The sequence below is a fragment of the Streptomyces sp. NRRL F-2580 genome (genome assembly GCF_000720115.1).
GTDB lineage: Bacteria > Actinomycetota > Actinomycetes > Streptomycetales > Streptomycetaceae > Streptomyces.
This window is the reverse complement of sequence record NZ_JOIR01000005.1, coordinates 402918-415003: the sequence shown is the minus strand read 5'-3', so window position 1 is coordinate 415003 and position 12086 is coordinate 402918. Positions and strand designations below refer to the sequence as shown.

The window sequence follows — 12086 nt, the reverse complement described above, 5'->3', positions numbered from 1 at the left end:
CGGTACCGGTTTATTCCCCGCCCTGGTCCCGGTCCGCGTCCGGGGACGCCTCGGTGTCGGGACGGATGTCGATGCGCCAGCCGGTGAGCCGCGCGGCGAGGCGGGCGTTCTGGCCCTCCTTGCCGATGGCCAGCGACAGCTGGTAGTCGGGCACGGTCACCCGGGCGGACCGGGAGTCCCAGTCGACGACCTCGACCTTGCTCACCCGAGCGGGTGACAGCGCGTTCGCGACCATCTCCGCCGGGTCGTCCGACCAGTCGACGATGTCGATCTTCTCGCCGTGCAGCTCGGCCATGACGTTGCGCACGCGGCTGCCCATCGGGCCGATGCAGGCGCCCTTCGGGTTCAGGCCCGAGCGGGTGGACCGCACGGCGATCTTGGTGCGGTGACCAGCCTCACGCGCGATCGCCGAGATCTCGACGCTGCCGTCGGCGATCTCCGGGACCTCCAGCGAGAAGAGCTTCTTCACCAGGTTGGGGTGGGTGCGGGAGAGGGTCACGGACGGACCGCGGACACCCTTCGCCACCCGCACGACGTACGCCTTCAGGCGCAGACCGTGCGTGTACTCCTCACCGGGGACCTGCTCCTGCACCGGCAGGATGGCCTCCAGCTTGCCGATGTCGACGAGGACGTTCTTCGGGTCCTTGCCCTGCTGCACCACGCCGGTGATGACGTCGCCCTCACGGCCGGCGAACTCGCCGAAGGTCAGGTCGTCCTCGGCGTCGCGCAGACGCTGCAGGATCACCTGCTTGGCGGTCGTCGCGGCGATCCGGCCGAAGTCCGACGGGGTGTCGTCGAACTCCTTGGGCTCCTGGCCCTCTTCGAGATCTCTCGGGTCTTCCGTCGCCCACACGACCACGTGACCGTTGGTGCGGTCCAGCACGACGCGTGCGCGGCGGAAGCTCCCCTCGGTCCGGTGGTACGCGATGAGGAGGGCCGACTCGATCGCCTCGACGAGCAGGTCGAAGGAGATCTCCTTCTCCCGGACCAGACCCCGCAGGGCACTCATGTCGATGTCCACGGCTACGCCTCCTCTTCCTTCTTGTCCTTGCGGTTGAACTCGATCTCGACACGCGCCTTGGCGATGTCGGTAAAAGCGATACGGCGGGCGGTCGCCTTGCGGCCCTTCACGCCCGGGACTTCGAGGTCCAGTCCCTCGTCGTCGACGTCGAGGATGCGGGCGACCAGTTCCCCGGCGGCCTCGTCCCCCCCGGCGGACAGCTGGAACTTCACGAGACGGCCGATGGCCCGCACGTAGTGACGGTGCTCGGTCAGCGGGCGGTCGGCGCCCGGCGAGCTCACTTCGAGGACGTACTCGTCCTCACCCATCACATCGGTTTCGTCGAGCATCACATCGGTTTCGTCGAGCTTGTCGGAGACCTCGCGACTCAGCTCCGCACACGCGTCCAGCTCCACGCCCTCGTCGGAGTCCACGATGATCCGCAGCATCCGGCGCTTGCCCGCCCGCGACATCTCGATCTCTTCGAGGTCCAGGCCCTTGGCGGCGACGAGCGGCTCCAGCAGTCCGCGCAGCCTGTCGCTCTGGGTGGTGCTCATCCGGGTGACTCCTCGGCCGCGTGTGCTGTTGTGATTTCCGTCGTGTGTCAGGTCAAAGGGTATCCGGTGTCGGAGGGTGTTGCCGTCCGCCCTGTGGACGGGGCCCCGGGTACCGTGATCACACCCTGCCCCGCCATCACCCCCGAGGACGTCGCCGTGCCCTGGACTCTGCCTTCGAGACCCTCGCGCCGGAGCCTGCTCGCCGGAGCCGCCGGCGTGGCCGGAGCCGCGCTGCTGACGGGGTGTTCCGACGACCGCCCGGCCGCAGGCGAGAGCGGGATTCCACTCGAACGGCGGATGCGGGAGGCGGCCGTTCGTGACAGTACGCGCCTGCTGGAACGTTACGACGCCACGGCCGCCGCCCATCCGGCCCTGGCCGCCCGGCTGGCGCCGCTGCGCGCCGCCGTCGCCGCGCACTCCGCGGCCCTGGCCCCGGCTTCGGCCGGCTCGCCGTCGCCCTCCGCGTCCGCCTCGGGCGGCACGGGGGCCGCCGCGCCCGCGCCGGGCGGCGAGCCGGTGCCCCCGAAGCCCGCGGAAGCCCTGACCGCCCTCGCGGACGCCGAGCGGAGCCTGTCGGAAGCCCGCACCATCGATCTGGCCGGGGCCCCGGGCGAGCTGGCCCGGATGCTGGCCTCGGTCGCCGCCTGCGGCGCCGTCCACGCGTACCTGCTGACCTCGACCCCCGGAGCCACGTCGTGAAGCCCGAACCCCCCGCCGCCGGCCGGGCCCTGGAGGCCGCCCAGGCCGCACTTGCCGCCGAGCACGCGGCCGCCTACGGCTACGGGGTGATCGGCGCCCGCACCACCGGCGCCCGCGCGACCGAGGCCCGTGAGGCGTACGGCGCCCACCTCGCGCGCCGTGACGCGCTCGCCCGGACCGTACGGGAACTGGGCGGTGCGCCCCGGCCCGCGGAGGCGGCTTACGCGCTGCCGTTCGAGGTGCGCGGGCAGGCCGACGCCGAACGGCTGGCCGCGGTGGTCGAGGACCGGGTGGCGGGTGCGTACTCCGATCTGGTGCGCGCGGCGGAGGGTCCGCTGCGCCGCGAGGCGGCCGACGCGCTGAGCGCCGCGGCCGTGCGCGCGGCACGCTGGCGCGGTGTCGGCGTAGCCTTCCCTGGGCTCGCGGAACGCGCCGACGAGGCGCAACGGGCCCAGCACAGCTGAAAGGGACCACGCACGCATGGCTTTCGAACCGCCGCAGCGGCTTGTACGGGCGCTCGGCGAGATGCCGGAAACGGCGCAGGACGAGGACTGGCTGGGGCAGTTGCCCCGACTCACCGAGGCCGCGCTGTCCCGGCGCGGGGTACGCGCCCAGCGGGTCCAGGCGCCCGGCGGCCGCAGCAGCCTGGTGGTCCTCGTCACGTACGCGGACGGGACCCCGGCCGCGCTGAAGCTGGCGCCGCCGCACGCCCGGCCCGACCGGGAACTGGCCGCGCTGGCCCACTGGGGCGGTTTCGGCGCCGTACGGATCCTCGACACCCGGCATCACGAGGACGACGGGGCGCTGCTGCTGGAGCGGCTGCACCCGGAGGTGTCGCTGCGGTCGCTGCCGGAGGCGAAGGCGCTGCTGGAGGCCAGCGGCACCCTGCGCAGGCTGTGGGTGGCCCCGCCGGCCGGGCACGTCTGGGAGACGGTGGCGGAGCGCACCGGGCAGCAGGCGGCGGCGCTGCGGGTGGCCCCGGCGGAGGTCCGGGCCCTGGCCGACACGGCCCTGGCGATGCGTGAGGAACTGGTCGCGGCCCCGCTGGAGGAACTGCTGCTGCACGGCAACTTCCGGCAGGGCAAGGTCCTCGCGGGCGAGCGGGCGCCGTGGCTGACGGTGGGACCCGACCCGCTGGTCGGCGAGCGGGCGTACGACCTGGCACGGCTGGTCCGGGACCGGCTGGAGGACCAAGTGGCCTCGTCGGCGGGGGCGGCGGGCGCCCGGCGCCGGGTGAACAAGCTGGCCGACGCCCTGGAGGTGGACCGGGACCGGCTGCGGGGCTGGACGCTCTTCCGGGCCGTGGAGTCGGGCAACCGGGCCCTGGCCGCCGGACGGCGCCGCGACGCGGAGCTGCTGCTGGAGTTCGCGGCCTGGCTGTAGGGCATACCGTAGGTAGGAAGGTACGTCCGGCAGGGGGCCGTCATGGTCGAAGAACTGCTGACAGCGGCGATCGCCGCGGGTGTGGGCGTCGGGATCTACGTGGGCGCCGCGGCCCGGGTGGTGAAGCAGTACGAGCGGGGCTTGGTCTTCCGCTTCGGCAGACTGCGCGAGCAGATACGGCCGCCCGGCTTCGCGATGGTCGTTCCGGTCATCGACCGGCTCCACAAGGTGAACATGCAGATCGTGACGTTGCCGGTGCCCGCGCAGGAGGGCATCACCCGGGACAACGTCACCGTGCGGGTGGACGCGGTCGTGTACTTCAAGGTCGTCGACCCGGCGAGCGCGATCGTGGCGGTGGAGGACTACCGGTTCGCGGTCTCGCAGATGGCGCAGACCTCGCTCAGGTCGATCATCGGAAAGTCCGACCTGGACGATCTGCTGTCCAACCGGGAGATGCTGAACCAGGGTCTGGAGCTGATGATCGACAGCCCGGCGGTGGGCTGGGGCGTGCAGATCGACCGGGTCGAGATCAAGGACGTCTCCCTGCCGGAGACGATGAAGCGGTCGATGGCCCGGCAGGCGGAGGCGGACCGTGAGCGGCGGGCGCGCGTGATCAACGCGGACGCGGAGCTGCAGGCCTCGCACAAGCTGGCCGAGGCGGCGGAGGTCATGTCGGAGCAGCCGGCGGCGCTGCAGCTGCGGCTGCTGCAGACGGTCGTCGCGGTCGCCGCCGAGAAGAACTCGACGCTGGTGCTGCCGTTTCCGGTGGAACTGCTGCGGTTCCTGGAACGCGCGGCCCCTTCGCCTCCGGCGACGGCCGCGCCCGAAGAACCGGCCCCGGCCGGCCCGGCTTCCGAAGGCCCCGGGCCGGCCGAGGTCGCCGACGCGGCGGCCGACGCCCGGGCGTCGGCCGCGCTCGACGGCTCGGAGCCCGGCCTGATGCTGGACGCGCCGTCGCCGGAGCATGAGCCTGACGGGCCGCGCGACTAGCCGCCGCGCGGGCCTCCTGTGCCCCCAGGGCTCCGCCCGGACCCGGTCCTTGAGGCGATCTTTCAGCCCCGCCGGCGTTTGAGGCCCGGGGTGCGGGGCGGCGACCCGGTCCTTCGGCTTCGCCGGCGTCCGCGCGGTCAGCGCGTCAGGCGGGACAGGGCTTCGGCCAGGGGGAGTTCCTCGCGGGTGCCGGACGCGCGGTCCTGGAGCTCGACCACCGACTCCGCGGAGCGTCGGCCCGCCACGAGGATCCACGGTACGCCGATCAGCTCCGCGTCCGTGAGCTTCACGCCCGGCGACAGCCCGGGCCGGTCGTCCAGCAGGACCCGCAGGCCGGAGCCGGCCAGGGCGGTCGCCGCCTCCTCCGCCAGCGCCAGCGGCACGGCCTTGCCCGCGGCCACCACGTGGACGTCGGCCGGCGCCACCGCCGCCGGCCAGCACAGCCCCCGCTCGTCCGCCGTCTGCTCGGCGAGCGCGGCCACCGCCCGCGAGACGCCGATGCCGTAGGAGCCCATGGTGACGCGGACCGGCTTGCCCTCCTTGCCGAGGACGTCGAGGCCGAAGGCGTCGGCGTACTTGCGGCCCAGCTGGAAGATGTGGCCGATCTCGATGGCCCGGTCCAGGCGCAGTCCGGCGCCGCAGTTCGGGCAGGGGTCGCCGGGCTCGACGACCACCACGTCGAGGTACTGGTCCACCTCGAAGTCGCGGCCGCAGACGACGTTGCGCACGTGCGTGTCCGCCCGGTTGGCCCCGGTCACCCAGGCCGTGCCGGGCGCGACCCGCGGGTCGGCCAGGTAGCGGACCTTGTCCAGGCCCTGCGGGCCCACGTAGCCGCGCACGAGGTCGGGCCGGTCCGTGAAGTCCTCGGCCGTGACCAGTTCGACCACCGCCGGGGCCAGGTGCTCGCCCAGCTTGCCGAGGTCCACCTCGCGGTCGCCCGGCACGCCCACGGCCACGATCTCGCCGTCCACCTTCACGAGGAGGTTCTTCAGGGTCGCCGAGGCGGGGACGCCCAGGTGCGCCGCGAGGGTCTCGATGGTCGGGGTGTCCGGGGTGTCCACCTCCTCCGGCAGCGGGTGCTCCGCGGCCACGGGGGTCAGGGCGAAGGTCACGGCCTCGGTGTTCGCCGCGTAGTCGCAGGACGGGCAGTCCACGAAGGTGTCCTCGCCGGCCCCGGCCGGGGCCAGGAACTCCTCCGAGGCCGAGCCGCCCATCGCGCCCGACACCGCCGACACGATCCGGTGGTCGAGGCCGAGCCGCTCGAAGATGCGGACGTACGCCTCGCGGTGGAGCCGGTAGGACTCCTCCAGCCCCTCGTCGGACACGTCGAAGGAGTACGAGTCCTTCATCTGGAACTCGCGCCCGCGCAGCACGCCGGACCGGGGCCGCGCCTCGTCCCGGTACTTGGTCTGGATCTGGTACAGCATGACCGGCAGGTCCTTGTACGAGGTGCACTGGTCCTTGACGACCAGGGTGAAGATCTCCTCGTGGGTGGGGCCGAGGAGGTAGTCGGCGCCCTTGCGGTCCTTGAGGCGGAAGAGCAGGTCCCCGTACTCCGACCAGCGCCCGCTGACCTCGTACGGCTCTTTCGGCAGCAGCGCCGGCAGCAGCACCTCCTGGGCGCCGATGGCGTCCATCTCCTCGCGGACGATGCGCGAGACGTTGTCGAGGACCCGCTTGCCGAGCGGCAGCCACGTCCACACTCCGGCCGAGCTGCGCCGGACGTAGCCGGCGCGGACCAGGAGCCGGTGGCTGAGGGTTTCGGCGTCGGCCGGGTCCTCGCGGAGGGTCTTGGCCATGAGGCGGGACATGCGCTGCACGTGTTGCGTAGACATGCCGGGAGGTTACCGGGGCCCGCGGGGGCCCCGGTAATCAATTCAGTGCCTGCTCAGCGGCAGTGTGGCGCCCATGACGGCGTACGGGAGGCTCGCGCTCGGGAAGTGGACCTGGCGGGCGAGGTCGGTGTAGCCGAGGGCCCGGTAGAGCCCGCGGGCGGGGCTCTCGGTGTCGACGGCGGAGAGGATCGAGCGGGGCTCGGCGGCGCCGTCGGTGATCCGGGTGATCAGCTCGCGGCCCACTCCGTGGCCCTGGAAGCCGGGGTGGACGTGCAGTTCGGTGATCACGAAGGAGTCGTCGAGCCAGCCCTCGTGTCCGCCGGCCCGCAGGTAGGGCTCGACGATCGTGGACCACCAGTGGGTCCGGTCGTTCGGCATCCCGTAGACGAACCCGGTGAGGGCCCCGTCCTCGGCGAACGCCCCGAGGGCGCGGGCGCCGCGGCAGGTCATGTGGCGCTGGACGATGTAGCGCCGGATGCCCACCTCCTCCTCGCTGAGGCCGAAGGCGACGGCCTGCACGCGCAGGGCCTCGTCCACGCGGGCGGCGAGGTCGAGGGGGCCGATGCGGAGTCCGGAAGGCAGCATGCGGCGACCTTACTTCGCGGTAGGGGCGTGCCGGAATGCCATCGGCGGGGTCCGGGGGCGGCCTTTTCGATCGGGGCGGTGGGGAACCGGTGGCCCCGATCGAAAAGGCACGCTCAGAACAGCACGCTCATGAACGCGCCGACCTCGCGGAAGCCGACCCGGCGGTAGGCGGCTCGCGCGGCGGTGTTGAAGTCGTTCACGTAGAGGCTGACCACGGGAGCGACGTCCCGCAGCGCGTACGCGACGACGGCGGCCATCCCGGTCTCCGAGTGCCCGCGGCCGCGGAACTCGGGGGCCACCCACACGCCCTGGATCTGGCAGGCACGCGCGGTGGCGGCGCCGATCTCCGCCTTGAAGACGACCTTGCCGTCGTCGATGTGCGCGAAGGAGCGGCCTCCGGCGACGAGCTCGGCGACACGGGCCTGGTAGAGCAGCCCGCCGTCCCCGGCCATCGGCGAGATGCCGACCTCCTCGGTGAACATGGCCACGCAGGCGGGCATGATCAGGTCAATTTCGTCCTTGCGGATCCGGCGGACCCGCGGGTCGGCCTCGACCGTGGTGGACGGGTGCTCGATGACCATGAGCGGCTGGTGGGAGCGGACCTCGCGGGCCGGTCCCCAGCTGGGCTCCAGGAGCTGCCACAGCAGCCGGGTGGCCTCGGCGGGGCCGACGATGGAGGAGCAGCGGCGGCCGGTGCGGCGGGCGCGGTCGGCGAAGGCGCGGACGGCGTCGGGCTCGGCGCAGACGGGGACCAGGTTGGCGCCGGCGTAGCAGAGCGAGCGGAGCTCGCCGTCGGCGTACCAGCCCCACATCTCGCCGCCCAGGCGCCAGGGGTCGAGTCCGGCGACCTGGACCCGGGAGGTGACGAAGGCGTTCTCGACCGGCTCGCGTCCGAGGATGTCGAGCGCGGCGTCGAGATCACTGGGGTCAAGGACCCGGGTGGTGGTCTGCGTCAACACTGGGGCCTCACCATGCAAGTCTGCTGATCTCCGCACTGTACCCGGCGATGCCTGGCGACGCCGCGTCGCAGGTCACGAAAAGGCCCCGGCCCCGCCCGCGAACTGCGGGGACGGGGCCAGGGCCAGGGCCACTGATCGAGCTTGGGCGTGCGAGCGAGCCGAGCCCTGAGGACTCAGACTCCGATGGCGACGGTGGGCTCGCCGCTCGTGACGCCGTCCTTCTCCATCTGCTCGGCGATCTTCATGGCCTCTTCGATGAGGGTCTCCACGATCTTCGACTCGGGGACGGTCTTGATGACCTCGCCCTTGACGAAGATCTGGCCCTTGCCGTTGCCGGAGGCGACACCGAGGTCGGCCTCACGGGCCTCGCCGGGGCCGTTGACGACGCAGCCCATGACCGCGACGCGCAGCGGGACCTCCATGCCCTCCAGGCCCGCCGTGACCTCCTCGGCCAGCTTGTAGACGTCCACCTGCGCGCGCCCGCAGGACGGGCAGGAGACGATCTCCAGGCGGCGCGGCTTGAGGTTGAGCGACTCCAGGATCTGGATGCCGACCTTGATCTCCTCGACCGGCGGGGCCGAGAGGGAGACGCGGATGGTGTCGCCGATGCCCTCGGAGAGCAGCGCGCCGAAGGCGACGGCGGACTTGATGGTGCCCTGGAAGGCGGGGCCGGCCTCGGTGACGCCCAGGTGGAGCGGGTAGTCACAGGCGGCGGCCAGCTGCCGGTAGGCGTTGACCATGACGACCGGGTCGTTGTGCTTGACCGAGATCTTGATGTCGCTGAAGCCGTGCTCCTCGAAGAGGGAGGCCTCCCAGAGCGCGGACTCGACCAGCGCCTCGGGGGTGGCCTTGCCGTACTTCTTCAGCAGCCGCGCGTCGAGCGAGCCCGCGTTGACGCCGATCCGGATCGGGGTGCCCGCGTCCTTCGCGGCCCGCGCGATCTCCTTGACCTTGTCGTCGAACTGCTTGATGTTGCCCGGGTTCACGCGGACCGCGGCGCAGCCGGCGTCGATCGCGGCGAACACGTACTTGGGCTGGAAGTGGATGTCGGCGATCACCGGGATCTGTGACTTCTTCGCGATCACCGCGAGCGCGTCGGCGTCGTCCTGCGTCGGGCAGGCCACGCGGACGATGTCGCAGCCGGAGGCGGTCAGCTCGGCGATCTGCTGGAGCGTCGCCCCGATGTCCGAGGTCCTGGTGGTGGTCATCGACTGCACGGAGATCTGTGCGTCGCCACCGACGGCGACCCTGCCGACCTGGATCTTGCGGCTGACCCTGCGGTCGGCAAGCTTCGTCGGCACGGCCGGCATTCCGAGAGAGATGGCAGTCATCTGCTGTGCAACCCCAAGGTGTGGATCAAGGTCCCGAATTCGGCGGGCTCCAGGCTTCGAGATTACGCCAAGCCCGGGGCGCCTCGTGCATCCGAGGGGGGTGAGCCACCCGAACGTAGGGAGCCGGGCACGATGTGTGCCCGGCTCCCGTGGACGCGGGGTGGGACCCCGCGCCGACTAGGTGATCTTGATGGGGTTCACCACGTCCGCGACCATCACCAGCAGGGTGAAGCAGATGAACAGACCGGCGACCACGTACGCGACGGGCATCAGCTTCGCCACGTCGAAGGGGCCGGGGTCGGGGCGCCGGAAGACCCGCGCGACATTGCGCCGGACCGACTCCCACAGGGCGCCGGCGATGTGCCCGCCGTCGAGCGGGAGCAGCGGCAGCATGTTGAAGAGGAACAGCGAGAGGTTGAAGCCGGCCAGCAGGTTGAGGAAGAACACCAGCTGGTGCTGGGCGGGGATGTCGAGGGTGAAGATCTCACCGCTCACCCGCGCCGCGCCGACGACGCCCATCGGGCTGTCCTGCTTGCGCTCGGCGCCGTTGAAGGCCGCGTTCCACAGGTCCGGGACCTTGGACGGCAGCTGGACCAGCGACTGCACGCCGGCTTCCATCATCTCGCCCATGCGGTCGACGGACTGGCCGAAGGACTGCGGGACGTAGCCGGAGGCGGGGGCGAAGCCGAGGAAGCCGGCGGTGACGTACTCGTCCTTGACGTACCGTCCGCTGCCGTCGGTCTTGGCGACCTTGTTCTCGATCAGGTTCGCCGTGAGGTCCACGCGCTCCCCGGCCCGCTCCACCGTGATGGTGGCGGGGCCGACGGTGGCGCGGATGTCCTTCTGCAGGGCGGACCAGTCCCGGACCGCGCGGCCGTTGAAGGCGACGATCTTGTCGCCCGCCTTCAGGCCCGCCGCCTTGGCGGGGGCGGCCGGGTCGCCGGGGGCGCACTTGTCGCGCTTCTCGCTCTGCTGGATGACGCAGTCCGAGACGGTGGCGACCGAGGTGGTCTGGGTGTTCAGCCCGAAGGTCATCAGCGTGGTGAGGAAGATCGCCACGGCCAGGACCAGGTTCATGAAGGGGCCGGCGAACATCACGATCACGCGCCTCCACGGCTTGCGCGTGTAGAAGAGCCGGCTCTCGTCCCCGGGCTGGAGCTCCTCGTACGCGGCCGAGCGCGCGTCCTCGATCATCGACCGGAACGGTGAGGTGGAGCGGGCGGTGACCTTGCCGTCCTCGCCGGGCGGGAACATCCCGATCATGCGGATGTAGCCGCCCATGGGGATGGCCTTGATCCCGTACTCGGTCTCGCCCTTGCGCCGCGACCAGACGGTCGGGCCGAAGCCCACCATGTACTGCGGCACGCGGATGCCGAAGAGCTTGGCCGTGGACAGGTGCCCCAGCTCGTGCCACGCGATGGAGACCAGCAGGCCGACCGCGAAGACCACGACCCCGAGCACCGTCATCAGTAGTGTCATGCGCGCGCCTCCACGGCGGCCCGCGCCGCCATCTCCCGCGCCCGGGCCCTGGCCCAGGCCTCAGCTTCAAGGACGTCCTGGACGGTCAGGGAAGTTCCCGACTCCGGTGTCCCGTGCTCATCGACCACGGCAGAGACGGTATCCATGATTGCTGTGAACGGCAGCCGGCCGGCCAGGAAAGCCTCCACGCACTCCTCGTTGGCCGCGTTGAACACGGCGGGGGCGGTGCCGCCGAGGGTGCCCACGTGCCGGGCCAGGCCCACGGCGGGGAAGGCCTCGGTGTCCAGGGGGAAGAACTCCCAGGTGGAGGCCTTGGTCCAGTCGAAGGCGGGGGCCGCGTCCGGGATCCGCTGGGGCCAGCCGAGGCCGATCGCGATGGGGCCGCGCATGTCCGGCGGGGTCGCCTGGGCGAGCGTGGAGCCGTCCGTGAACTCCACCATCGAGTGCACGTAGGACTGCGGATGGACCACGACCTCGATGCGGTCGAAGGGGATGTCGTAGAGCAGGTGCGCCTCGATGACCTCCAGCCCCTTGTTGACCAGGGTGGCGCTGTTGACCGTGATCACCGGGCCCATGGCCCAGGTGGGGTGCGCGAGGGCGTCCTTGACGGTGACGTTCGCCAGCTCGGCGCGGGTGCGGCCGCGGAAGGGCCCGCCGGAGGCGGTGACCACGAGCTTGCGCACGTCGGCCCGGGTGCCGGCGGCGAGCGCCTGGAACAGCGCCGCGTGCTCGGAGTCCACCGGGATGATCTGGCCGGGCTTCGCGAGGGCCTTGACCAGCGGGCCGCCGACGATCAGCGACTCCTTGTTGGCCAAGGCCAGGGTGCGGCCCGCGCGCAGGGCGGCGAGGGTCGGCGCCAGGCCGATGGAACCGGTGATGCCGTTGAGGACGGTGTGGCACTCGGAGGCGGCGAGCTCGGTCGCGGCGTCCGGTCCGGCCAGGATCTCGGGCAGGGGCTCGGACGGACCGTACTGGGCGCTCAGCGCCTCTTTCAGAGCCGGTACGACGTCCTCGCGGGCGACGGCCACCGTCGTGACCCGCAGCAGCCGGGCCTGCTCGGCCAGCAGCCCGACCCGTCCGCCGGCGGCGGACAGTGCGGTGACCCGGAACCGGTCCGGGTTGCGCAGGGCGAGGTCGATGGCCTGGGTGCCGATGGACCCGGTCGACCCGAGGATGACGATGTCCCGGAGGCCGGCCGCGGGGTCGAAGAGGAGGTGCGGATCGGCGAGGGGGGCTGGGCGGTCGCTCATGCCCCCATTGTTGCCGGA

12 protein-coding genes are annotated in these 12086 nt (G+C 72.0%); 4 read left to right on the top strand and 8 right to left on the bottom strand.

Annotated features, from left to right (window positions below; genetic code table 11):
- Positions 1 to 10: 10 nt before the first annotated feature.
- The gene (gene nusA, locus IF88_RS0107930) at positions 11 to 1021 is read right to left on the bottom strand and encodes a transcription termination factor NusA (RefSeq protein ID WP_030708674.1); all 1011 of its coding nucleotides are present in this window, start codon (positions 1019 to 1021) and stop codon (positions 11 to 13) included.
- A 2-nt stretch (positions 1022 to 1023) separates the two neighbouring features.
- A complete protein-coding gene (rimP, locus tag IF88_RS0107925; protein WP_030708672.1) occupies positions 1024 to 1557 on the bottom strand; it encodes a ribosome maturation factor RimP in 534 nt (177 codons plus the stop codon).
- Between the two features lie 156 nt (positions 1558 to 1713).
- Between rimP and IF88_RS0107920 the strand changes: the two genes are divergently transcribed.
- The 4 genes from IF88_RS0107920 to IF88_RS0107905 are packed head-to-tail and all read left to right on the top strand — an operon-like array spanning position 1714 to position 4629.
- Entirely contained in the window at positions 1714 to 2256 is a 543-nt protein-coding gene (locus IF88_RS0107920) for a hypothetical protein (protein WP_030708670.1), read from the top strand.
- On the top strand, positions 2253 to 2720 hold the full coding sequence (locus tag IF88_RS0107915) for a ferritin-like domain-containing protein (protein ID WP_030708668.1): 468 nt from the start codon (positions 2253 to 2255) through the stop codon (positions 2718 to 2720). Before IF88_RS0107920 ends, IF88_RS0107915 begins: the two co-directional genes overlap by 4 nt.
- 16 nt (positions 2721 to 2736) lie before the next feature.
- The gene (locus tag IF88_RS0107910; protein ID WP_030708666.1) at positions 2737 to 3639 is read left to right on the top strand and encodes an aminoglycoside phosphotransferase family protein; all 903 of its coding nucleotides are present in this window, start codon (positions 2737 to 2739) and stop codon (positions 3637 to 3639) included.
- A gap of 42 nt (positions 3640 to 3681) precedes the next feature.
- Positions 3682 to 4629, top strand: a complete 948-nt coding sequence (locus IF88_RS0107905; protein ID WP_051836563.1) for a slipin family protein — start codon at positions 3682 to 3684, stop codon at positions 4627 to 4629.
- Between the two features lie 137 nt (positions 4630 to 4766).
- On the opposite strand, the gene IF88_RS0107900 is transcribed toward IF88_RS0107905, so the two are convergent.
- From IF88_RS0107900 to dxr, 6 genes are all read right to left on the bottom strand, one after another.
- Complete coding sequence (locus IF88_RS0107900; protein ID WP_030708662.1) at positions 4767 to 6464, bottom strand: proline--tRNA ligase; 1698 nt, start codon at positions 6462 to 6464, stop codon at positions 4767 to 4769.
- A gap of 42 nt (positions 6465 to 6506) precedes the next feature.
- Positions 6507 to 7049: a GNAT family N-acetyltransferase gene (locus tag IF88_RS0107895; protein WP_030708660.1), complete on the bottom strand. Its 543-nt coding sequence runs from the start codon at positions 7047 to 7049 to the stop codon at positions 6507 to 6509.
- 113 nt (positions 7050 to 7162) lie between these two features.
- On the bottom strand, positions 7163 to 8008 hold the full coding sequence (locus IF88_RS0107890) for a GNAT family N-acetyltransferase (RefSeq protein WP_030708657.1): 846 nt from the start codon (positions 8006 to 8008) through the stop codon (positions 7163 to 7165).
- Between the two features lie 173 nt (positions 8009 to 8181).
- Entirely contained in the window at positions 8182 to 9339 is a 1158-nt protein-coding gene (gene ispG / locus IF88_RS0107885) for a flavodoxin-dependent (E)-4-hydroxy-3-methylbut-2-enyl-diphosphate synthase (RefSeq protein ID WP_030708656.1), read from the bottom strand.
- A gap of 177 nt (positions 9340 to 9516) precedes the next feature.
- Positions 9517 to 10818, bottom strand: a complete 1302-nt coding sequence (locus IF88_RS0107880) for a M50 family metallopeptidase (RefSeq protein ID WP_030708655.1) — start codon at positions 10816 to 10818, stop codon at positions 9517 to 9519.
- Positions 10815 to 12068: a 1-deoxy-D-xylulose-5-phosphate reductoisomerase gene (gene dxr, locus IF88_RS0107875; RefSeq protein WP_030708654.1), complete on the bottom strand. Its 1254-nt coding sequence runs from the start codon at positions 12066 to 12068 to the stop codon at positions 10815 to 10817. The genes IF88_RS0107880 and dxr overlap by 4 nt, the downstream gene beginning before the upstream one ends.
- Positions 12069 to 12086: the final 18 nt, after the last annotated feature.